This window comes from Longimicrobiales bacterium, assembly GCA_029245345.1.
Classification (GTDB): Bacteria; Gemmatimonadota; Gemmatimonadetes; order Longimicrobiales; family Gaopeijiaceae; genus CALFPJ01.
This window is the reverse complement of the sequence record JAQWPM010000012.1, coordinates 317087-339761: the sequence shown is the minus strand read 5'-3', so window position 1 is coordinate 339761 and position 22675 is coordinate 317087. Positions and strand designations below refer to the sequence as shown.

The 22675-nt window shown below is 61.2% G+C and carries 22 protein-coding genes; 16 read left to right on the top strand and 6 right to left on the bottom strand.

The window, feature by feature from the left end; all coding sequences use genetic code 11:
- Positions 1-9 precede the first annotated feature (9 nt).
- From P8L30_04560 to P8L30_04545, 4 genes are all read left to right on the top strand, one after another.
- Entirely contained in the window at positions 10-471 is a 462-nt protein-coding gene (locus tag P8L30_04560; GenBank protein ID MDG2239449.1) for a hypothetical protein, read from the top strand.
- Between the two features lie 364 nt (positions 472-835).
- The gene (locus P8L30_04555) at positions 836-1042 is read left to right on the top strand and encodes a hypothetical protein (protein MDG2239448.1); all 207 of its coding nucleotides are present in this window, start codon (positions 836-838) and stop codon (positions 1040-1042) included.
- Positions 1043-1166: 124 nt separating this feature from the next.
- Positions 1167-1496, top strand: coding sequence for a hypothetical protein (locus P8L30_04550; protein ID MDG2239447.1), 330 nt, complete (start codon positions 1167-1169; stop codon positions 1494-1496).
- A 30-nt stretch (positions 1497-1526) separates the two neighbouring features.
- A complete protein-coding gene (locus P8L30_04545) occupies positions 1527-1742 on the top strand; it encodes a hypothetical protein (protein ID MDG2239446.1) in 216 nt (71 codons plus the stop codon).
- Positions 1743-1850: 108 nt separating this feature from the next.
- Here the strand turns inward: P8L30_04545 and ssb are convergent, their stop codons facing one another.
- Positions 1851-2279, bottom strand: a complete 429-nt coding sequence (gene ssb / locus P8L30_04540) for a single-stranded DNA-binding protein (protein MDG2239445.1) — start codon at positions 2277-2279, stop codon at positions 1851-1853.
- A 196-nt stretch (positions 2280-2475) separates the two neighbouring features.
- On the opposite strand from ssb, the gene P8L30_04535 reads away from it, so the two are divergent.
- The 4 genes from P8L30_04535 (at position 2476) to gyrB (ending at position 6787) form a co-directional block, all read left to right on the top strand.
- The gene (locus P8L30_04535; protein MDG2239444.1) at positions 2476-3261 is read left to right on the top strand and encodes an enoyl-CoA hydratase-related protein; all 786 of its coding nucleotides are present in this window, start codon (positions 2476-2478) and stop codon (positions 3259-3261) included.
- 143 nt (positions 3262-3404) lie between these two features.
- On the top strand, positions 3405-4529 hold the full coding sequence (gene recF, locus P8L30_04530; protein ID MDG2239443.1) for a DNA replication and repair protein RecF: 1125 nt from the start codon (positions 3405-3407) through the stop codon (positions 4527-4529).
- Entirely contained in the window at positions 4496-4831 is a 336-nt protein-coding gene (locus P8L30_04525; protein MDG2239442.1) for a DUF721 domain-containing protein, read from the top strand. The genes recF and P8L30_04525 overlap by 34 nt, the downstream gene beginning before the upstream one ends.
- Positions 4832-4864: 33 nt before the next feature.
- Positions 4865-6787, top strand: coding sequence for a DNA topoisomerase (ATP-hydrolyzing) subunit B (gene gyrB, locus P8L30_04520; GenBank protein ID MDG2239441.1), 1923 nt, complete (start codon positions 4865-4867; stop codon positions 6785-6787).
- 127 nt (positions 6788-6914) lie between these two features.
- On the opposite strand, the gene P8L30_04515 is transcribed toward gyrB, so the two are convergent.
- Entirely contained in the window at positions 6915-8303 is a 1389-nt protein-coding gene (locus P8L30_04515) for an ATP-binding protein (protein MDG2239440.1), read from the bottom strand.
- A gap of 152 nt (positions 8304-8455) precedes the next feature.
- Between P8L30_04515 and P8L30_04510 the strand changes: the two genes are divergently transcribed.
- Positions 8456-10642, top strand: a complete 2187-nt coding sequence (locus P8L30_04510; protein MDG2239439.1) for a glutamine synthetase III — start codon at positions 8456-8458, stop codon at positions 10640-10642.
- A 101-nt stretch (positions 10643-10743) separates the two neighbouring features.
- On the opposite strand, the gene P8L30_04505 is transcribed toward P8L30_04510, so the two are convergent.
- Positions 10744-11115: a carboxypeptidase-like regulatory domain-containing protein gene (locus P8L30_04505; GenBank protein MDG2239438.1), complete on the bottom strand. Its 372-nt coding sequence runs from the start codon at positions 11113-11115 to the stop codon at positions 10744-10746.
- 149 nt (positions 11116-11264) lie between these two features.
- Between P8L30_04505 and P8L30_04500 the strand changes: the two genes are divergently transcribed.
- Positions 11265-14396, top strand: a complete 3132-nt coding sequence (locus P8L30_04500) for a PD-(D/E)XK nuclease family protein (protein ID MDG2239437.1) — start codon at positions 11265-11267, stop codon at positions 14394-14396.
- A 29-nt stretch (positions 14397-14425) separates the two neighbouring features.
- Here P8L30_04500 and P8L30_04495 read toward each other — a convergent pair whose 3' ends face one another.
- Complete coding sequence (locus P8L30_04495) at positions 14426-15391, bottom strand: pyridoxal-phosphate dependent enzyme (GenBank protein ID MDG2239436.1); 966 nt, start codon at positions 15389-15391, stop codon at positions 14426-14428.
- Positions 15392-15502: 111 nt separating this feature from the next.
- Between P8L30_04495 and P8L30_04490 the strand changes: the two genes are divergently transcribed.
- Positions 15503-15916 carry a hypothetical protein gene (locus P8L30_04490; protein MDG2239435.1) on the top strand — a complete coding sequence of 138 codons (414 nt, stop codon included), beginning with the start codon at positions 15503-15505 and terminating at the stop codon, positions 15914-15916.
- Positions 15917-15946: 30 nt separating this feature from the next.
- Here the strand turns inward: P8L30_04490 and P8L30_04485 are convergent, their stop codons facing one another.
- Positions 15947-16411 carry a thioesterase family protein gene (locus tag P8L30_04485; protein MDG2239434.1) on the bottom strand — a complete coding sequence of 155 codons (465 nt, stop codon included), beginning with the start codon at positions 16409-16411 and terminating at the stop codon, positions 15947-15949.
- 134 nt (positions 16412-16545) lie between these two features.
- Here P8L30_04485 and P8L30_04480 point away from each other — a divergent pair, with 134 nt between their 5' ends.
- Together P8L30_04480 and P8L30_04475 are read left to right on the top strand one after the other, a co-directional pair.
- Positions 16546-17805, top strand: coding sequence for an aconitase X catalytic domain-containing protein (locus P8L30_04480; protein ID MDG2239433.1), 1260 nt, complete (start codon positions 16546-16548; stop codon positions 17803-17805).
- Positions 17799-18206: a DUF126 domain-containing protein gene (locus tag P8L30_04475; GenBank protein ID MDG2239432.1), complete on the top strand. Its 408-nt coding sequence runs from the start codon at positions 17799-17801 to the stop codon at positions 18204-18206. The genes P8L30_04480 and P8L30_04475 overlap by 7 nt, the downstream gene beginning before the upstream one ends.
- On the opposite strand, the gene P8L30_04470 is transcribed toward P8L30_04475, so the two are convergent.
- Positions 18193-19587, bottom strand: coding sequence for a Na+/H+ antiporter NhaC family protein (locus tag P8L30_04470; protein MDG2239431.1), 1395 nt, complete (start codon positions 19585-19587; stop codon positions 18193-18195). The two genes, P8L30_04475 and P8L30_04470, sit on opposite strands and share 14 nt — an antisense overlap.
- 92 nt (positions 19588-19679) lie before the next feature.
- On the opposite strand from P8L30_04470, the gene P8L30_04465 reads away from it, so the two are divergent.
- From P8L30_04465 to P8L30_04455, 3 genes are read left to right on the top strand one after another with little or no spacing between them, the layout of a single operon-like run.
- Positions 19680-20027, top strand: a complete 348-nt coding sequence (locus P8L30_04465; GenBank protein ID MDG2239430.1) for a TIGR04076 family protein — start codon at positions 19680-19682, stop codon at positions 20025-20027.
- A 17-nt stretch (positions 20028-20044) separates the two neighbouring features.
- Positions 20045-21088, top strand: coding sequence for an aldo/keto reductase (locus P8L30_04460; protein ID MDG2239429.1), 1044 nt, complete (start codon positions 20045-20047; stop codon positions 21086-21088).
- On the top strand, positions 21089-22648 hold the full coding sequence (locus P8L30_04455; GenBank protein ID MDG2239428.1) for a trypsin-like peptidase domain-containing protein: 1560 nt from the start codon (positions 21089-21091) through the stop codon (positions 22646-22648). It abuts the gene before it with no gap.
- Positions 22649-22675 lie beyond the last annotated feature (27 nt).

The window sequence follows — 22675 nt, the reverse complement described above, 5'->3', positions numbered from 1 at the left end:
GGGAAGCTGATGCATCTCATGCCCAGGGATGCGGTACGCCCCATGGTGCGGGCTGCACGGGCAGCCGGCTTCGACGTAGCTGGGGAAGAGTCATTGGACCTACTCACGCGCTTCTGTGAGTCGCTTTTGCCCCTGCCACCCTTCCTGGTGTGGGAGGCAGACCGCTTAGAGAATCCAGACGCCCATCTCATTGATCTCGACGACGCTCCCGAAGCGCCGACCGCTCAGGCGCCGGCGACCGTGGAGGTGCGTCCGGTCTCGTATCGCGGCGAGCCGTGGTTGGCGCACCTGATGTCGTTTCGAGATGGGTCGGGCTGGCGAGGCTTCATCGCGTTCCGAGAAGTGGACTCAGGGCGCGTGCACCGGACGGCGATGATTTTCCAAGAAGCGGACCCTTCTGACCTCCGCGACCGCTTCAACGCGTTCGAAAACGCATCCCTCGAAGCCTTTTTGAGGTCGACTCTCCCATAACGCATTTATTGCAAAAAATGCGTTACGGACTGAAGAGCATTTTGCGAAGGGGTCGATTCCCAAACTCCGTGCTACGCTTGCACTTCCGTGAACGGAATCGTGAACATTTTAAGCTGCGATGTGTTTTGGGAACACTTGATTTACGGAAATCAATGAAATCGTAACCTGTTGTGGGGTAACGAGTTAGGATTCATGGCATTTCTTGGCGTAAGGGGTTGCGCGTCCCCAGAAGTAGCTTTAGAGTGTTGCTCACCACGAGGTGGCCGGCACCTCCCCTCCGTTACCGTCGCATGTTAATTCACGATCTGGGCGGTATCCAAGAAACACAAATTTTTCAACTCCGACCTTAGGGCGAGGTGTGTCTATGTGGGAGACGAGTACTGTACAGCTCAACGTGCGGTTGCCGCGCGATATCGCTGCTCAGGCCGAAGAGGTCCAAAAGACCGATCCGGAGTTCTTGAGCCGTGTCGTCCTGTACGGTCTAACCCGTCGTTCGATCTACAGACATCTACGTGAGCAAGGGGAGCAGGATCAGCCGCCCGCGCAGGAGGCCCCGCAAGCGGTCTCATAAAACGGCGCGAAATACTTGCGTAATTAGGCCCTCCGGTTCATACCTTTGGGCGCGATCGACCCCTCCGGAAGACATCGCGCTCGGCGAGGCCGGGGGGTTTTTCATGTCCAGCGGGAGGACCGCCATGGACGCAGGCGACACAGGTTCTGATGAACCACTAGAAGTCCTGCGCGCCAAGTACCTCGATTACTGCTCTGCGCAGGTCGCGGATCTCCTTCTCTATCTGAGTCCGGACGAGATCTATCTGCTCGCCCAACGGGCCTATCGAGAAGAAGGCGGCGAGGGCGACCTCACGTACGTGGAGATGGTGCGCATCGCTACGAACTGGTTGTCGTGTCGCGTCGCGCTACCCCCGTTCGATATCTGGCTTGTCGACTACCGGGCGAATCCCGATAGCTATGAGGAGTACTTCATGGGGCTTTGGGAGACCGAAGCCAAGATTGAAGCGAACTAACCTCACCGAGGCCCTCCCCGCATCTAGATCGTGAAGACAGTGGCCAAGCTCTTGGCCGGGCTCAGTGCTGTCCTAGTACTGGCTCTCGGGCTCGCCTACTTCCTCGCAGGGCGCCGGATGGGTGCCAGCTATGAGGGGCCGATCGCCACGGTCACCCGAGCGAATCTCACGCCCGGAGAGGCTGGGGTAGCATCTTCGTATCGAACCGATCGTGATTGGGTTCGTGCGATGCGGCATGATGATTGATCACGACGCACTCAGCGCCGCGGACTTTTCACAACCCGAGGTCGGTGTCACGGCGTGTCCTAGCCAGGGGCTCTGCCGCCCTTTCAGTCGGTCGTTGGAACGATCGGCCTAGAAGGGCAGATCGCCGTCGGTGTCGCTCGCGGGAGGCTGAGGTGGGGCACCGCCGCCGCCCGGGAAGCTCCCGCCGTCGCCACCACCACCGGAGGTTGAACCGAGCATGACCATCTCTTGGATCACGATGTCGGTCCAGTACTTCACGACACCTTGGTCGTCCTGCGTCTGGGAGTACTCTACACGACCCTCCACGTAGAGTCGGTCACCCTTCTTGACCCATTGCTCGACGATGTCGACTAGGCGCCCGAAGAACGTGAGCCGGTGCCACTCGGTCTTTTCCTGTTTTTGGCCGGAGCGATCGGACCAAGACCGGTTCGTTGCCAGAGAGATCTTGGCGACACGGGCGCCGGACGACGTCGCCCGAATCTCCGGATCGTTTCCGACGTTTCCTATCAGCATCACTTTGTTCAGGGACCGGCTCATGTACGCTCCTACTTCGGACCTCGTGGTCCGATTCGAGACGAGAAAACACGGCGTGAAAGACACCGCATGGATACCGCAGTCAACACTCGGATGGCGCGCTAAGGTAAGGGCTGGCCCTCCGTTTTTCCATCGTGCGACGGGTCGCTATCTTGCACCGTTGAGACAGTCCAACGCGCAATGAGAGGTAGGACCTAGCATGTCTGATCTGACGTACGTCCGAGTCGAGTGGGACGGCGACATCGCCATCGTTTTTATTGACCGCCAAGACAAGCTCAATGCGCTCAACTCCGAGGTGGTCGGCGAGCTCGGCCAAGTCTTCAAGGGCTTGTCCGAGGATGACGACGTGCGCGGTGTCATTCTCACCGGCGCGGGGGAGAAGGCATTCGTGGCGGGAGCCGATATCGGCGAGCTCGCCCAGATGGACTCCCTCTCAGGTGTCAAAGTCAGCAGGGACGGCCAGGACGTGTTCCGCTACATCGAACGCTTCCCGAAGCCCGTGTTGGCTGCCGTCGGTGGATACGCCCTTGGCGGTGGCTGTGAGCTGGCCTTGGCCTGCCACCTCCGGGTGGCCAGCGAAAACGCGCGTTTCGGTCTCCCCGAAGTGGGCCTTGGTATCATCCCGGGATACGGCGGGACGATTCGTCTCGCGAGGCTCGTGGGCTTGGGCCGAGCGATCGAACTCACGCTGACCGGGGACATGGTTGGAGCGGAACGCGCAGAGCGGATCGGGCTCGTCTCGGCGATCTACCCAAGGGATACGCTGTTGGGTGACGCCAAGACGTTCATGCGCAAGATCACCAAGAACGGTCCGGTAGCTATGCGAATGGCGCTCGAGTCCATCTACCACGCCCTCGATACAGCTACCGCGGATGCTTTGGATTTCGAGTCTTCGCTCTTCGGATTGCTCGCCTCCACAGATGACATGAAGGAGGGCATGGCAGCCTTCCTCGAGAAGCGAAAGGCCGACTTCCAGGGCCGTTGAGTTGGCGGGCCTGAAATGGTAAGCGTGACGCGCTGAAAAGCGTTCTGCTGCAAGCGTTTGTGGGGTATGCGGCGGGCTTCTCATTGGGCCCGTGAACAGTTAAATTGTCCCATGCATTCAGGGACTCTCCCAGCCTTCGGTCCGTGCGTCTGAGCGGGCTAGCTATTCGCCACTTCCGCAACCTCGGAAGTCAGGAACTTGAACTTCCCTCCGAGGGTGTCGCTTTGATTGGCGACAATGCTCAAGGGAAGTCCAATTTCCTCGAGGCGATCTATTATCTGGAGACCTTCCGTTCCTTCCGCGGGGCCCGCGATGAGCAGCTCGTGGCCTTCGACGAAGGCGTGTTTCGAGTCGCCGGGACTATGGAGTCATTGGAAGACGGAAGTTCCTCCCAAGTCGTGGCGGCTGCTTTTGAAAAACGAGGCAAGAGAAAGAAGGTCTCGTTGGATGGCGACGAGCCGGACAGGATTGGCGACGTATTGGGACGCCTCGCGGCGGTAATCTTCTCGCCCGCCGACATTGAACTGATCAACGGCGGACCGTCGGAACGGAGACGTTTTCTCGACATCGTGCTTTCGCTCAGTGAGTCCGAGTATCTGTCGGCACTCCAGGATTACAAGAAGATCCTGTCTCGGCGAAATGCTGCGTTGAAGGACGGACGAGCGGGATCGGTCGTGGGCGCCTGGAACCCCGGACTCATCAAAGCGGGGGCCGAGGTCATGTTCTCGCGTCGGGGATGGGTTGCGGAGCGCGAAAAGGCCTTCCACGACTACTACCAGCGGGTCTCGGGGAAGAAGGCCGCGCGGATGACGTACCGGCCGAACGTGACGATTGAGAGTGCTGGCACTCAGGAGGAAATCGCCGATGCGTTCCGCTCTTCGCTTCAGGAGTCCGCGGAGCGAGAGGGTCGCCAGGGGACGACCGTTGTCGGACCTCACCGGGACGATCTCCGCATTCGGCTTGAGGACGCGGACGAAGAGATAGATTTGCGCGCTTATGGCTCCGGCGGACAACGTCGCACGGCTGCGCTTGCACTCCGGCTCGTAGAAGCACGGACCATCAGGGATACACGTGACCAGCGTCCCTTGGTGCTCCTCGACGATGTGTTCGCCGAGCTCGACGAGGGACGTAGCGAGAGAATTTTGGACTTGATGGAGACAGAGGATACGGGCCAGGTCGTCATGACGGCTCCCAAGGAAGCAGACGTGAAGATCCGGCGGGATTCGCTCCCGCGATGGAGGATCGACGCAGGGAAGATCGTGACGTGAAAGGCAGGGGGCCGGTAAAGGTCGACGCGGTCCTTTCGGGCCTCCTCGACAAACACGGTGTGAAGAAACAGGTCGAGCGGATGGGTGTGCTCGATCTTTGGGATGGCTTGGTCGGAGAACACGTGGCGGCGGTGACGAAGGCCAAGGGCGTTTCGGACGCCACGTTGTTCGTGGAAGTGCGCACCAGCGCATGGATGATGGAGTTGAACCTGATGAAGCGGGACTTTCTGCAGCGCGTGAACGAAGCGATGCCGGACGTGCCGTTGGAGAAGATCGTCTTCGTGCTTGCAGAGACGGAGTAATCGAGCAAAACGCTTAACGCTCACGGGGCGGACATGGCAGAGAAGAAGAAAGACGATTACACCGCCGGACAAATCCAAGTCCTCAAGGGACTGGAAGCGGTCCGGAAGCGGCCCGGTATGTACATTGGGTCCACGTCCGCGCGCGGACTCCACCACCTCGTGTATGAGGTGGTGGACAACTCGATCGATGAAGCGATGGCCGGGCACTGCTCGGGCGTCTTCGTGACGATCCACGACGACAATTCGATTACTGTCGTCGATGACGGGCGCGGCATTCCAGTTGACATCCATCCGACCGAGAAGGTCCCGGGTGTCGAACTTGCCATGACCACGCTGCATGCGGGTGGAAAGTTCGACAAGGATACCTACAAGGTCTCTGGTGGACTCCACGGTGTGGGTGTGTCCGTGGTGAACGCGTTGTCCGTCTTCCTCGAAGTCGAGATCAGCCGCGACGGAAAGAAGTACCACCAGCGGTACGAGCGCGGCATCAAGGCCAAGGATCTCGAAGAAATCGGGAAGGCCAAGGGGTCAGGCACCAAGGTCTGGTTCAAGCCGGACGACGAGATCTTCACCGAATTGGTGTATTCGTTCGAAGTGTTGTCGAACCGATTACGCGAGTTGGCGTTCCTCAACAAGGGGCTGAAGATCACGCTCGCAGACGAGCGGAATGGTCAAGAGGCCGAGGAATACCAGTACGAAGGTGGTATCGCAGAGTACGTCGATTATCTCCGGGGAAGCCGTGGGGCGCTGCACGACAAGATCTGCTACTTCGAGACGTCGAGGCCCGAGGCAGAAATTGAGTGTGCGCTCCAATACGACCAGGGCTTCAGCGAGAACACACACACCTTCGTGAACAACATCAGTACGCACGAAGGCGGTATGCACCTGACCGGCCTCAAGGCCGCGCTCACGCGTACCATCAACGACTATGCCCGCCGCAACAAGATCTTTAAGAAGGACGAGGGCCTTTCTGGGGACGACGTCCGTGAGGGTCTCACGTGTGTGCTGAGCATCCGTGTCATGGAGCCGCAGTTCGAGGGCCAGACAAAGACCAAGCTCGGCAACAGTGAAGTGCGTGGCGCCGTCGAGGCAGCGGTAAACGAGCACTTGGCGACGTTCCTGGATGAGAATCCGAAGGCAGCGAAGGCTGTTATCGAGAAGTCTCTTCAGGCTGCCCGAGCGCGTGAAGCAGCGCGGAAGGCTCGCGATCTCGCACGCAAGAAGAGCTCACTCGAGGGTGGCGTTCTACCGGGCAAGCTCGCGGACTGTTCGATCTCGGACCCGTCGCTGTGTGAGCTCTATATGGTTGAGGGTGACTCTGCAGGCGGGTCGGCCAAGCAGGGTCGCGATCGAGGATACCAGGCCATTCTCCCGCTTAAAGGAAAGATCCTGAATGTGGAGCGGGCTCGCATCGACAAGATCCTGTCGAACGAGGAAATCCGGGCCATGATCACCGCGATCGGCGCTGGAATTCGTGAGGAGTTCGAACTAAGTAAGGTGCGTTATCACAAGATCGTCATCATGACCGATGCCGACGTGGACGGAGCGCACATTCGCACCCTCTTGCTGACCTTCTTCTTCCGGCAGATGCGGGAGTTGATCGACGCGGGGTACGTCTACATCGCGCAGCCGCCGTTATACCGAGTTCACAAGGGTAGGCACGACTTCTACGCCTACTCGGACAAGGAGCGGGACGAATACATCGAGCGTATCAGTGGAAAGAGCGGCGAAGGCAAAGGCATCAACATTCAGCGCTACAAGGGGCTCGGTGAGATGAACCCCGATCAGCTCTGGAAGACCACGATGGATCCCGACGCGCGGACGATTCTTCAGGTGCAGATCGAGGACGGAGCGATCGCTTCGAACCTCTTTGACCGCCTGATGGGTGACGAGGTCGAGCCTCGTCGCCAGTTCATCGAGAAGAACGCCAGGTACGTGAAGAATCTAGACGTCTAGTCTTTCGCGAATACGGATGGCCGTGCTGGTGCGGATAGCCGGCTAAGAGCGATACAACGCGGGGCGGTTCCCCCCACTCGATGACCCAGGTGAAAGGGTCACTTCCGTTGGTCCACGCGTTCGACGGTCATTCGTCTGCCATGCCGGCAAGAACACCCGGACCGATGATTGATGCGTTGTGGCGCTTCGCGACCGCCCGCTTGAGCGCCCGTGGGGGCGGGCGAGCGGTGAAGAGAATGCGTTGACGATGCTCACGCCCGAAGCCGTATCGGTTTTCCCGAATGGCCTCATCGAGTGCCGTCAATGTTTCTCCGCCATGGGGGACCTGCCTCCAAAAACAGTTCCCGTAGAATGCAGCCCCCGAGCCCAGGATTCCAGCAGAATCGATTTCATACCCAGAACCCCAGAGGCTCCCCGACTCGCGCGCGTTCGATCCAAAGACACCGAGAGCATCGTGGGCCATGAACTGGCGACAGATTTCAGCGAACACGTTGTGTGTGTGATCATCGCGACTGGGCCGGATGGCGTCATTCAGGTATGACGTCGAGTCACCGCGCGTATCGTTGAGCCGCGGAAGTACGAAACGATGCCAAAACGCCAGGAACGGATCTGACACGCGATAGCGGCGCGACCGGCTCCTAGGGCCGGCATCGAGCGAACGACGAGTGCGTACAAGGCCCAGCCCCTCTAAGCGATGCAAGTAAGGTGCGACCTGGCCGCTGGTGGTGAGGTCGGGTACTCCTCGATGCACGGTAGCCCAGTCCGTCTCTCCTCCGGCTAGGGCGGAGAGGACGGCGTAGTAGCGGGTCGGGTTCTGCACATCACGCTCGATCCAGTCCCGACCCGCGTCGGCGAGCACCGCCCGCGGCTCTAGGAGCAGATTCCGGATGTTGGTCGACAGAGTGACCGACCGGTCTACGGATCGTAGGACGTTCGGAATGCCGCCGAACGTTCCATACGATCTGACGAAGTCGCGAGGTGTCGTGCCAGGGAGGAATGGGAGCGCTGCGCGAAACGACAGGGGCTCGACGTTGACCTCGCTTCCGAACGTACCGGCCAATCGCTCTCTGCCAATGGGAGCGGATGTATGAGACGCCGTCACGATATGGAATGTGCGGTCCTCCGCTCGGGCCCGCTGCAAGGTAAGGGTGACGGCATCCGAGATTCGTGAACGACCGTGCACGAGCCTGTATGCATCGTCGAGGACGATTACAAAAGGCCTCCCCCCCGGCTCAGCGAGCGCCAGTGCCGCATTCAAAAGGGCTGCCCAGTCCCCTGGCGGACCTTCCGTGGAATCGAGTCGGGCGCCCAATGCTTGCCACAAGGATGCCTGTTGTGCCTCGTCGGCTCGCGGCGCGCAACGGAAGTGGAGCGCTGGATAGTCTTGGAGAACTCGTTCAAGGAGTGCTGTCTTGCCTACTCCTCGGATCCCCGATACGTGTACGAATGATGCTTCCCGGCGGTCCAATATGGACCGCAGGCGGCCCATTTCCCGCGTTCTACCTTGAAGATGCATGCCCGATACTACAGGGATAGCTACGACTTTAGCAATATTAGCGTAAAAAAATTTAGGCAAAAATAGGAGAGTTGCCCATTGAGTCGGTCCGTGGTGCTTGCGAGGTTCTCTCCCAGAAGATCGAGCCAGCGCCTGACCAGGAGATGCCGCCCATGAGCCGTGTGATCCCCCGCTTCGACACCTTGGCTGCAGCCAAGTATTCGTCTGCTCCCGTCGCAGAGGGTGGCGAGCAGAAGCGTATCGTTCTCGAGGACGTGTTTGGAGAGAACGTCTTCGGCCTCCATCAGATGAAGTCACGGCTGCCGGAGCCGCAGTTCCAGGCCCTGCAGTCCACGATCCAAAACAGCACGGACCTCGACCCTTCCGTGGCCGAGGCAGTGGCCATCGCGATGAAGGAGTGGGCCCTCGAGAAAGGCGCCACACACTACACGCACTGGTTTCAGCCGCTCACGGGTTCGACTGCGGAGAAGCACGATTCATTCTTGAAGCCGACTGGCGATGGTCGGGCCATCACCGAATTCAGCGGCAAGATGCTCGTCCAGGGCGAGCCAGACGCGTCGTCATTCCCGTCGGGCGGCCTGCGCGCGACTTTCGAGGCCCGCGGATATACCGCGTGGGATCCGACGTCTCCCGCATTCCTGATGGAAGGTCCTGGAGGCGCGTACCTGTGCATCCCTACGGCGTTCGCTTCGTGGGCCGGTGACGCGCTGGACAAGAAGACCCCTCTGCTGCGCTCCATCCATGCGGTCGACCAGCAGTCGCGTAGGGCGCTCAAGCTGTTCGGGTCACCGCCGAAGGCCGTGCGTGCGACGTGCGGCCCTGAGCAGGAGTACTTCCTTATAGACGAGGAGTTCTTCTATCGTCGACCGGATCTGATGACGGCTGGCCGGACGCTGTTTGGCACGAAGCCGCCGAAGGGTCAGGAGATGGACGACCATTACTTCGGCTCGATCCCCGCGCGGGTCCTCGAGTTCATGAATGAGGTGGAGTTCGAACTCTACAAGCTGGGTGTTCCGGTGACGACACGTCACAATGAGGTCGCTCCGGGGCAGTTCGAGATGGCGCCTATCTACGAAGATGCAAACCCAGCAGCCGACCATCAGCAGCTCATGATGAACACGCTGCGTCGGGTGGCTCGCAACTACGGACTTGTGTGCCTCCTGCACGAGAAGCCGTTCCAGGGCATCAATGGTTCAGGGAAGCACTTGAACTGGTCTCTAGCCACCGAAGACCAGAATCTGCTCGAGCCCGGAGAGACGCCGCATGACAACATGCAATTCCTCTTCTTTATCTCTGCGACTCTGAAGGCCGTCGCGAGACACCAGGACCTACTACGGGCGTCGGTCGCCCATGCGGGCAACGATCATCGCCTCGGTGCGAACGAAGCGCCGCCGGCCATCATTTCCGCGTTCGTGGGTGACCAGCTTCGGGACATCTTCGAGCAGATCGAAAGTGCCGGGGAGGCCAAGACGAGCACGCCGAACGGCTTGATGGGCCTCGGGGTGAACGTTCTGCCGCGTCTGCCGAAGCATGCGGGCGATAGGAACCGGACGTCCCCGTTTGCATTCACGGGTAACAAGTGGGAGTTCAGAGCACTCGGCTCGTCGCAGAGCGTCTCGTTCCCCGCGACGATCCTGAACACGATCGTAGCCGAAGCCATCGACGAGTTGTGCACGAAGCTCGAGGCTGATCTCTCGAACGGCACTGCATTCGATGAGGCGCTGCGTGCGCTACTCGCGAGCGAGATCCCCGAGTTCAAGCACGTTGTATTCAACGGTGACAACTATTCGGACGAGTGGGTGGTCGAGGCCGAAAGCCGCGGCTTGCTGAACCTGCGTACCACGATGGACGCGCTGCCGAAGCTCGTGGACGAAAAGAACACGGCTCTCTTCGAGAAGTACGGGGTGCTGTCACACCGTGAGCTCGAGTCGCGATACGAGATTTTCGTGGAGCAGTACTTCATGACGATCAACATTGAGGGTGAGACCGGCCAGCACATGGCGCAGACCATGATTCTGCCGGCAGCGACCCGTTACCTGGGCGAATTGCTGACGACCGCTGAGCGGGCGGACGATGTCGGGCTGAAAGCCGACGGCGTCTTGGTCACAGCCAATGCGGTGATGGCACTGGTCGATCAACTCACCGAGAAGCTAGCTGTCCTTGCCGAGCGGAATCAGGACCAGGGCGGTGACGACGTGGTTTCCAAGGCGGAGCACATGAGGGCAAATATTATTCCTGCCCTCAAAGAAGTCCGGGATGTTGTCGATCGCCTGGAGCGGATCGTGCCGGACGACCTGTGGCCGGTGCCGACGTACCGCGACATGCTCTTCGTTAAATAACCGACAAGAGACGCGCTTGGCGCGTCGCTATTCCGGGTGGTGTGCTCCCGCTGGGCCTCTGCGCGGACGGGGGGGGACTCCTGGTGCCATTCCGGCACTCCTCACGGTACGGAGATGGCCTCGAGCGCTACATCTAGGTTCACGGGAATGACGTGACAGTCGTCCTCGTTGACGACGAGACCTGACTGCATCCATGTATGGTATCCCTCTCGGGCGATCGAGACCTCGTAGGTGCCTGCTCGCTCCCAGGCACCGGCCATGGTGTTCCCGAAGGCCTCAGTCGAACGTTCCACATAGTCGCCTTCCCGGATGGTCAGCGTGGAGCCAGCGGTCAACGCGTTGCCGCTCAAGGCGTCCGTTATTGTGACGTTGATCCCGGCCCGGGCCTCTTCTGTGCAAAAGATCGGCTCAGTGGTGCCGCAGGCGCCGACGGTTAGGAGAGTGGCAAGTAGGATTCGTCGGTAGAGTCGCATGGCGTTCTTCGTGGCGGGAGGTAGAGCAATCGGCGCTCAATGATAGAACGAGCGGTCCGTCTCTCATGTGACGTGTCCGGGCCTCCTCCCGCCCGAGGCGTACCGGACCTATCTTGGCGCGTCACGCGACCTCGCACGCCCGGGAGTGGATGACCACCTCCGCTGCACCTCACCTTGTTGAAGCTCTGGCCCGAGTGGCTCAGCGGCGTCCGGTAGCCCGCAAGCTGATCGTCTCCCCGACGTTTGGTGGAGGGAGAGAGCTACTGCGACGCCTTTCCTTGGATCGTGCGGGGTGGGTGGGCTTTGAGGTCGTGACTACGCGTCCATTGGCGACTCGGCTCGCGCGTGAAGAACTGGAACGGAGCAGTCTTCGGATTGTCGATGCGTTCGAGCAGCAGGCCCTCTTGGACGAAGCGCTTGATTCCGCCCTCAAAGGTGAGGGGCCAGGGCTCGGGGATCTAGGAGAAGGCGTGGGCTTTCGTGAGAAAGTGCATGGTGCGGTCATCGCGATGAGGCTGTCCGGGATCGGGCCTAAAGAACTCGACGCGGCCCGGCTTTCCGATTGGTCCAAGCGCCTCTTCCTACTGCGCGTTCTCCAAAGGTACGAGCGGCTCCTGGGGGGAGAGCGGCGGGCTGATACAGCGTCCATCTTTAAGCGTGCGCTCGTCGCCCTGGAAAACGAAGGGACTCGTATGCCGGAGTCCTTAGGTGCGGATGAGCTTCTCCTGCTCCCCGGATTGAGCACGCGTGGATTGACCGGACGGCTGTTGACCGCGCTCCAGGCCCGGGGGGCGAAGGTCTTGGAGACAGATCCGGTGGTCGGACTCGAGGTGCCGGACGCCGTCTTGTGGAATCGCCACGCGGAAGGCGGTGCGGCCTCCTATCTGTATAGCCCTGATGAGTGTCCTGGGGATGTGGAGATGAACGAGACGTCACTCTTCCACGCTTCGTCCGTGACGGACGAACTAAGGGAGGTCGTGCGTCGGGTCGCCGCACGAGGCATCGCTTGGGATCAGGTGGAGATCGTGACTCCCGATCCAGCTGCCTACGGCTCGGCGATGCATGCGTTGTCCGCACAATTGCGGTTGCCGGTGACCTATGCGGTCGGCCTCCCCGTAGAGCGGACGCGGCCGGGGCGGGTGGTGCGGGCGTATCTCGATTGGATCGAAGAGGGCTTCCAGGCACACACCATTCGCCGCCTCCTCGAGGCGGGTGACCTGAGGCCTCGAAAAGCTACTGGACGCCACGCTGCTGCGGCGTTGTCTCGGCGGTTCCGGAGCCTGCGGATCGGGTGGGGACGGAAGCGGTATCGCACTCAGATCCGTTCCGGGATCGAAGCCGTGGAAGCCATGCGGCCTGGGAAGTTCGAGACGGAAGAGGTGTTCACCCGGCGGCGAGATCGGATTAAAGGTGAACTCGAAGCTCTTCAGTCGATCCTCTTCCCGGCCTTGAAGGCGACGCCCGATGTTCCGGACCGAATGGGCGAGGGAGGTCGGCCGGTCTCTCCTGCCGAAATCGCTCGAGGCCTGCGCGCGTTTCTGCGGCGGGTGCCGAAGGGTGACGGTGCGGACCGGAGTGCTCGGGACGAGGTCGTTCGGGTTCTCGAGCGGGTGGAGGCGACACTACGAAGGAGGACGGAGTTCCGCGCTGCGGTGACGATCCTGCGTCGTTACCTCGAGATCCGGGTGCGTGCTCCAAGTCCGGATGGTGGGTCGGATGATCCCGGTGCACCGTGGTCTTCCGAGGGTGGCCACATGCATCTCTCGGATCTAGAGCATGGTGGATACACAGGTCGGCCGTTCGTATTCATCGTCGGTGCGGATGCAGAGCGTGTTCCCGGAATGGGCGTGCAGGATCCGGTGTTGTTGGATAGCGATCGACGAGTCTTGGGAGAGGGTCTCCCAACGTCATCGGAGTTGCTCCGCGAGCGGGTATTCGGCTTTGCTGCGCTCTTTGCCCGGATCAACCAAGCGGAGGTTACGCTGAGCTACGGGGCATGGAAGGCGACCGAGGCTCGCGCGGTGAGTCCCTCTCCCATTCTCCTTCAGGTTCTTCGGCTCGTCCGGCAGGACGGCCACCTCACGTTCGAGGATCTTCACGCCGAGTTGGGGCGTGTCGTGTGTCGCATTCCGGCCGGAGACCGGCCGCCTCTAGATGTCGACGACATTTGGATGAAGGCGCTGGGATCCGGCAAGGTCATGCGCCGCGGCGTGGACCACGTGAGGGCGGCTTTCGGCCGACTCGATGCCGGCTTGACCACCCAAGCAGCGAGACGGGAAGGGGTCCCCGGGCCAGCCCACGGGGTAATTGAACCACGACCCACGGAACTAGATCCCCGCCAAAATCCGGCCCTCGTTTTGTCTGCGAGCCGCCTGGAAGACCTCGGTACGTGCCCGCTCCGTTATCTGCATAAGTCGGTTCTGAAGGCCTACCCCCCCGACGACCCGGAACTCGATCCAGAAAAGTGGCTCGATCCGTTGAGACGAGGCGGTCTGCTCCACGAGGTCTACGAAACCGCGCTGCGTGAGGCACGAGAGCAGAAGCTCAGACTCGATGACACGGCGTTCGAGTCGCTCGCTCTGGAAACGCTCGGCGCCAGTGTCAAACGTCTCGAGCGTGAGGTCCCAGTGCCAGGCGAGGGTGCGAAGCGTCGTGAGGTCTCCGGGCTCGAAGACGATGTGCGCTCGTTCGTACGCATGGTTCGGCAAACGACTGCCCCTTGGGTCGCGCTGGAGATGAAGTTCGGGATTGGAGATGACGATCCCGTAGTTATGCCGTTGGAAGAAGGTGAGGTTCGCTTACGGGGCGCGATCGATCGCGTGGACGAGAATCTCGAGGGTGTGCACGTCGTGGACTATAAGACGGGTATGCCCCACGACTTCGCGGCCGGAACCGGGGCGTTCAACGGAGGTCGGCGCCTGCAACACGCGCTCTACTCGTTCGCGGCAGAAAAGCGTTTGGGTGGGGACGTCGTCGCTGGAGAGTACCATTTCCCGACGCGCCGAGGAGAGAATCAAGCGTTCGTATTCCCTCGAGTGGCCTTGGCCGGTGTCGGGACGTTGGTTGGACACATGCTGGACACCGTAGCCAGCGGGAGCTTTGTCCCGACAGAACGAGCGGACGACTGCCGCTTTTGCGATTTCTCAGAGGTGTGCCGTTCTCGGACGCTGTCGTTCGGGAAGATGGAATCGCCGCTCTCCGACTGGTCGGAAGAGCACCTGAACACAGGCCTCTGGCCCGCCTTCGCCCAACTCAAGCGAGTGAGGACCTTCGAGGACTGACGCTCTCGCGTTGGGCTGACGAAACGGCGCTAAGGCGTTCCGCCTTCGAGAATCGTGGCCAGTACGTTTCCATCGATGTTGCCGCCGGACACTACAGCCACGATCGGGCCGTCCCCTTCATCGACGCCCTGCATCGCTGCGGCGAGGGAGGCTCCTCCGGCGCCTTCAGCGACCACGTGAGTTCGTTCGGCCAGGATCCGAATGGCTTCGCAGATGGCTTCGATTGAAACGACCCGACTTCCCGCCAGGAGACTGGATGCCAAGGGCCACATTTCCGGAAGGACACCCCGTCCACCGATCCCGTCTACGAAGGTGGGCACACGATCGACGTCCACAGGTTGTCCGGCTTCGAACGACGCGTTGAGCGGCGCAGCCGTGTTCACCTCCGCGGCGTAAGTCGGAATCTCTGGGTGGCCAGCAACCATTGCGGATGCGATGCCACAGGAGAGCCCCCCGCCTCCGAATGGAACGACTACTCCTGCTACTTCAGGCAGTTGCTCCAAGATCTCGAGGCCGACTGTTCCGTTTCCCGCGATCACATGCGGATCGCTGACCGGGTGCACGAAGAAACCATGTTCGTCCGGGTGCCCGTGGTCTCGCAGTACTTCCCACCATTCGTCGAACGGCACGGTGACGGCCGTTGCGCCCAGGCGAGCGATCGCCGCGAGTTTCGTTTGTGGCGCACTGTCTGGCACGATGACTCTACATGGGATGCCGAGTCGCCGTGCGTTGAAGGCAACGCCTTGAGCCATATTGCCGGCGCTCCCCGTGTAGACTCCTCGGGCCAGGACGTCCGGATCGGCTAGGGCCATGGCATTCGCCGCCCCGCGGATCTTGAAAGAGCCGATGGGTTGGAGGCACTCGAGCTTGAGCCAGATCTCCCGCGAAGGCCCGCGCACGTCGAGCCGTACCAGGGGAGTACGGAACGCCACGTCCGAAATGCGGTCGCGGGCAGCCTGGATGGCGTCGAGTTCGATAGGTGCGATCGGAATCATGTGCACACGATGGCCTCTGAGGGATGGCATTGCTAGCTTGGCGCGCCGGGACATTACCGGCCCGGATGTGCTACAATTTGTTGCTGGCCAAGACTCGAAAAAGCCGTTTTAATGAAGACACGCTTGTTGACCCTGCTTTGCGTGACCGTCGTCGGTTGCAACGCCGCGAGTCCCTCCGCCCTAGAGGACTTCAATCCCGCGTTGTTGCAGGGGAAATGGTCCTTCGTGTTTACCAGCGCGATCTGTACGGTCCCTGACATCGAGGCCAGTTTCAGTCACTTCCGCCCAGCGGGGGCGATCCCCGCCAGCATCAGGTTGATTGGGTCGTGGCAGGTACGCGGGGAACCCGCTGCTTTCGATCTCGAGGGCACCCTTGGGCGTGACACGGGCGAGATCTATCTGGAATTGACCCCCGGCTCCAAGAGCATGCAGGGCCTTGTTCTCGACAACGACAATCTCGCCTTCGTCTACACGGACACGTCGGTCGGGTGTTCGGCGCGGGCTGCCGCCCTCAGGATAGAATAGATCTAGGACTTCGAACGATGCCCTGCGGAGTCAGGGTGTCGCCGGAACGCCTAGCTCTGCTCGCGCTTCTTCCACCGTCATGAGGTAGGGGCGCATCGCGTCGAGAAGCGCTTCCGGCAGAGGGCGAGATTCGATGGAGTCGCGGGTCGTGCACACGAGAACCTCATGCCCGGTGACCGCTAACTGATGGGCGCCTTTGTGGAGCACATCGAAGTTGATCTTCACCGAGCTCGTTCCGAAGTGAGTGAAGTACGCGGCGACGCGTAGCTCGTCGTCTAGGCGGGATGGGTAGTGGAAGCTCGACTCTAGATGCACCCGGGGAAGCCAGATGTCGAACCGGTCGAAGACTTCGCTGTAGGGGATCCCGGCCGCCCGGAAAAGCTCCATTTCCGCGATCTCGAAGAAACCGACATAAGCGCCGTAGAAGATGATCCCTGCTTTGTCGACGGCGGACCACCGCACGCGTTCGTCGACGGTGAAGAGCTTGGCCCTCATTTGAGGTCCTCTGATGTGATCAGGATCGTGATTCCGCTGAGTCCTCCAACACCTGGAGATTGTCACAGCGGGCATTACTGAATCTAACCGTTCGCCCCCTGGCCCTTCTCTCTGTTGAGGGCCAATCTGGGGCCATGCTACTCCACCTGACCCAGAGCGAACGCGACGCACTCAACGGTTCCGACGGTGACGCCACGGCGATGGCTATGCGCATCGTGGTGGCCGCGGGAGATCTGTTGGGTGCCGACTCCTTGGTGGAAGTCTCTTCCGCCCACATCGACGGGTGCCTACATCACGGTGATGGCGGAGTCGAGTTTGCAGAGGCGTTGGTGCGTGGCGGAGGTAGGGTCGCAGTGCCGACCACGCTGAACGTGGGGGCCTTGGACCTCCTCCATCCTGGAGCTGTGCGAGCCGACGCACACAAGACCGACATGGCTCGCCGACAGATGAACGCCTACGTAAAAATGGGTGCCGAGGCGACGTTCACCTGCGCCCCATATCAGGTGGGACACGAGCCTGGCGTGGGAGAGCAGGTCGCCTGGGGCGAGTCCAATGCGATCGCTTTTGTGAACTCGGTCCTGGGTGCTCGCACCGAGCGGTATGGTGACTTCCTCGATGCGTGTTGTGCGATCTCCGGACGAGCTCCTTTCTACGGTCTCCACAAAGAGGAGAATCGGCGGGCTCGCGTTGTCGTTGACGTCTCGCGGGTTCCTGCTTCGCTCAAGGCCCGTGATGTCTTCTTCCCCGTCCTCGGTACTTGGCTCGGACTCGAAGTCGGGCAAGAGATCGCCGCCATCGTAGGGCTCCCCGAGTCCGTCACGCGCGACCAGTTGAAGGCTCTCGGCGCGGCCGCTGCGTCGACGGGGGCTGTCGCGCTCTTCCACGTGGTCGGTGTCACTCCGGAGGCTCCTACGCTGGAGGCGGTTAGTGGTGGTGAGGTCTTGCCTCTAATCGAAGCGACACCAGACAAAATCATGCCCGCGTTGGAGCGCTTGTCGACGGCGCATCAGGCGGACGGGGTCGATGCGATTGCGGTGGGCAGTCCTCACTTCTCTCTCGACGAATTCGATTCATTGAGACGCTTTCTAAGCGGCCGTCACCTGTCGATCCCGTTTTATGTGTGCACTGCGCGGGGGACGCTCCGCACGTTGGACGAACGCGGGCACACCAAGGCTCTTCGAAGCGCGGGTGTCGAGATCATCGCTGACACATGCGTGGTGGTGACACCGATCCTGCCCGCCGTGAATGGCGTGCTCATGACGAACTCGGGGAAGTTTGCGCACTACGGGCCGTCGAACACGGGGTACGAGGTGTTGTACGGGAGCCTGGAAGATTGTGTGGAGTCGGGGGTCCAGGGCCGGGTCGTGCGCGACGCGGAGGTGTGGTCGTGGTAACCGGACGGCCCCTCATTCCAGGGCAGGCGTCAGGGCCGCTCCTACGTTTGGATCACCCGATCAGCTTCTGGGGCGGAGTCGATCCGGTGGCGGGCACGATTGTCGATCCGCGGCACCCGAACTACGGCCAGTCGATTGCTGGCACCGTGCTAGCGATCCCCGCTGCGGTAGGCTCTAGCTCTTCGAGCGCGATCATGCTCGAGTTGGTACGAGAGGGGAATGCGCCTGCCGCGATTCTCATGGGAAAGGCCGACGCCATTCTATCTCTGGGTGTCGTCGTCGGCCGCGAGCTCGGATATGCGTCGGTGCCGATGTTTGAGGTCTCCGTAGAGGACCAGCGAGGCCTCACGGTCGGAGCGATGGTGAGCGTCACCGAAGATGGTACGGTCACTCAGGCGTAACGGGTTCTTTCGAGTCTCGGCGTCCCCATCCCGTCGCGATCGCCACTATGATGACCACGAGGAGTGCCCACGAGTGCACGTTGTGCACCCCGACGTTCCAAGGCGAGAGCCGTGGCATGTCCCCAGCTCCCGAAGTGAGCGAAGCCGCGAGGACGACCGGAATGAAGAATGGGAGCAAGAACGGGTACGTGCACACGACAACATCGAGGATGTTTGCGCGCCTGTAAGCTCCGATGCCGGCGGCTTCGCCCACGTCTTTCGCGAGTTCGCCCACCGTAAGAATGGCCACGGTCGAATGGGTCGTGAGGACCGTCGCGGCAGTCACGGATCCGAAGATCCACCATTCGGCCTGCTGGGCTTGGGCCGCCTTCTGGCGAATCCAAGTGATCAAGCGATCAAGAAGACCCGCTGCTTCGACGCCGCCCACGAGTCCCATGAGAAGAATAGTGAAGACCGAGACTCCGATGGCTCGCCTCATTCCGTCTAGGATGAGTCCTGTGGCGATGAAGTTGTCTCGGTCGATGCCGATCAGGTCGCCCACCCCGAAACGCCCCAGAACCATACCGAGAACTGCTGCGGTCACGATTCCGGCGATGAGTCCTGTTACCAGGTGGCTTCGGCGAACGAGCAGAGTGAGTACCAGAGCTGGTACGAGCAACATGGTGAGGCCGGCGGCGTCGGGTGAGATGTCGAGCGTGACCGTCGCCCCTCCTTGGGCACCCCCGAAGATGCCGAAGACCGTGATCGCGATCGCGGCTGCGGGCAGGGCGTATCGCAAGCGAGACCGAACGACGCCTCCCAGGTCTGCCTCCTGCGTCGTCGCCGATGCGATCGTCGTGTCTGAAATCGGTGAGACGTTGTCGCCGAAGGTGGCCCCTGCGATGATCGCCCCCATCAGGAAGGCCGGGTCCGCGTGGAGGGCGGCACCCGCCGGGTAGAGCAAGGGCGCACAGACCAGAAGCGTTCCGAGGCTCGTTCCGGTCGCGACCGAGAACACCACGCACACCAGGAATGCGGCTACCGCGTAGCCTCCGCCTGACACACCCATCACGCTCGTTGCCCAAACCAATGCGTCGACGAGTCCGCTCTCGCGAAGGAGAGTCCCAAGGACTCCGGCCAGGATCCAGGCCAGCACCATGATCATCACGAGGCGCCGACTCATCCCGTCTACCACAGCGTCGGCGTATGCGGATCGGTCGTGAGCCAGGCCCAGTCCGGCGATGAGGGCCAGCAAGACGATGGGCCAAAAGCCTGTTTCGTCAGGTGCACCTGCCAGCCCGAGCCAAGAAATTCCGGTGAGAAAAACCACGAACGGCGCGAGTGCACCGCCCACCCCTCCGAAGAAGGTGAGTTTCGCCGTCGGCTCTGAGGGATCTCTCAAGGGGACCATCGTGTTTGGGTCGCGGTAAAAGGGTCGTGCTCCGGCCGGCGGAATCCTACGTTGCGGGCACTCCCACTGAAAGGAAACAATTGGTGCCTTCACTTGACGACTTCACGCTCTACGATCTCAGGGTTGAGGTCGTGGCGAGCGACCAGCCCATGGTGTGTAACCACAAGGTCGGCGACTACTTCGAAGTCTCCGGTGAGAACATGACGCTGCCCGCGGGACAGAGTTTTCCGTTCTACTCGCTCGCTGCCCTACTACCGCTCCTGCCCGCGAAGCAGCGACAGACGCACCCGAACGACTGGATGACCACCGATAGGGACGTCGCTTGCCCGGATCCGCTGTGTGGCGGACGCTTTCGCATCACACGAATAGGCCAGACCACGTTCCGGCACGGCGACGTTACGCGTGTTCCTCTCGGAAAATCAACCGCTTGAACCCCGACCCAAGTCGTATGGAATTTGGGACGCTCGCGGGGGACTACTCGGTCTCCCGGATCATTCACGGCGGGTGGCAATTCTCTGAAGGCCACAGGCTCTCTGGGGAGGCCATCGATTCCACGGTCGACGTGCTCATGGCTTCCGCCGAGTTGGGCGTGACGACCTTTGACTGTGCTGACATCTACACCGGTGTGGAAGAGCTGTATGGGCGCTTCCTGAAGAAGTGGGCGTCCACCTCGACCGCTTGTGCGCTCCAGGTGCACACCAAATTTGTACCCGACTATGATGCGCTCGAGCAGTTGGACCGTTCTTACGTCAATGACATCATCCATCGGTCTTTGACCCGACTCGGGATCGAGCGGCTCGATCTCGTCCAGTTCTACTGGTGGCGGGACGACGTGCCAGGCTCCGAGGACGCGGTGGAGTACCTCTCCGACCTGCGTGATGCGGGGAAGATCCGGCATCTCGCAGTGACCAACCTCGACGTGGAGAGGATCGAGAGGGCGCAGGACGCGGGCGGGCGACTGGTGTCGAATCAAATCCAATACTCGCTCCTGGATCGGCGAGCTGAGGGAGCGCTGACAACCTATGCGGTGCAAAAAGACATGGGTCTCCTCTGTTTTGGAACCCTCGCCGGGGGCTTTCTGACGGACCGCTGGCTAGGTGCTCCGGATCCCGCCGCGAGCACGAATCGTTCGCTCGTTAAGTACCGACTCATCATCGATGAATTCGGAGGATGGGATGCGCTACAGGCGCTCCTTCGCACTCTGCGCGAGGTGGCGGATGGGCATGAGACGGATATCGCGTCCGTAGCTCTTCGTTTTGTGCTCGATCAGCGGGCGGTGGCGGCAGTGATCGTTGGAGCGACCCGATTAGGACAGATGGAGCGTAATCTCGGCGCCTTTCGATTCGCTCTGACAGCGCGCGATAACGATCGGATCCGCGGACTCATCGACGCTGCTCCGGGGCCCTCCGGTCCTGTCTTCGGGCTCGAACGTGATCGCGACGGTCGCCATGGCCGGATCATGCACTACGACCTGAATGCAGAAGGTGTGTAGGTGACCAGCGGTCACACTCACGGACTGCCGGCACCCAGTGAGGCGATCCTTGTCGTCGTGTTTTTGTCTGGCAGTCGTAGGGGCACGACCGTGCGGTTGGGCGGAGAACGTTCATGTGTGGGGACGGATCCGAGTTGTGCGGTCCGTATTCCTTCGGACACTGAACCCCTGCCCCTGCCGCACCATGCCACCCTGACGCGCAGGGGCGATACCTACGAGATCACGACATCTCCCGACGCCGAAGTGTGGGTGAATGGTGAGGCTGTCGAACATCTCGTTTTGGCGTCCGGTGACGTACTCGAGATCGGACGCGATGGAGCGCTACTCCGTTTCCGGATCTATGAGGCGGGCATCGAGCCGTACAAGTCACTTCCGCAGGTATTTGAGGACTGCTTGGAGTGTGCGCGCATGGAACAGACGGTGGTCCGGAAGGCCTCCTCTTTTGCGACTGGCGTGCCCCGTGAGTTGGTGACGAACACGTCTCGATCGTTCCGAGCCTTCATGGTGCTCGCGCTCCTGTCTCTGACAGCCGCCATCGTCGTGCTGGGGAATCGGAATGCTGAACTGCAAGATCAGTTGACCGATGAGATTCAACGGGTGGAAGGACTATCCGCCCTCGTGGAGACAGCGAGCGCCCAAAAGCTGAACGCGGATGATCTCGCGGAGGTGGCCACGGAGTTGAGGGCCACGCGGGACCGGGTCGATTCACTAGAAGCACGCTCGACCGCGAATGCCCGTGTCGTTGCGGCGGCGGCTCAAGCCACGCTGTTCCTGCAGGGGTCCTATCAGTTCATGGAGCCGGGTACCGATCGGCCGCTTCGAATGATCCTGGGCCCAGATGGAAGACCTGTTGCGAATCCCTTAGGGCATCCGGCGCTCAGTTTGGAGGGAGAGGGGCCGCCGCTCGAGATATTCGTAACTGGAACGGGCTTCGTAGCGAGCGCCGATGGCCTCGTGGTAACGAACCGCCACGTCGCGATCCCGTGGGAATTCGACGACGCGGCCCGTGGGATTTTGGCCTCAGGCTTCAGGGCGGAGTGGCATCGATTCGTGGGTTACCTCCCCGACATCGCGGGTCCTTTTGATGTCGAGTTGATGGTCGCGGCCGACGATGCGGATCTTGCGGTGCTGGAGGCAGTGGACATGTCCGGCCGACTTCCTTTCGTCTCGCTCGCGAACGCTGCCCCCGTTCCGGGTGATGCGGTGATCGTCGTGGGGTATCCGCTTGGATTGAGGGCTCTCATGGCTCGCAGCGAAGCTTACTTCGTGGCACAGCTCCAGAGTGATGGCGTCGTGGATTTCTACGAACAGGCGGAACGTTTATCCCTAGCGGGCTTCATGCAGCCGCTGGCCACGCGAGGCATCGTGGGTCAGGTCACTTCTGCCCGTGTTGTTTATGACGCTGAAACCACGAGCGGGGGGAGTGGCGGTCCGGTCCTGACGCTTGCAGGTGAGGTCGTGGCTGTGAACACTGCGATTCTCCCCGAGTTCGGCGGCTCCAACCTGGGCGTACCGGCAGATCGGGTGCGGGCGTTGCTGGACCGCGCAGAGGGAAATTAGCGCGCCCTTGGGACACCTTCCCCCAGA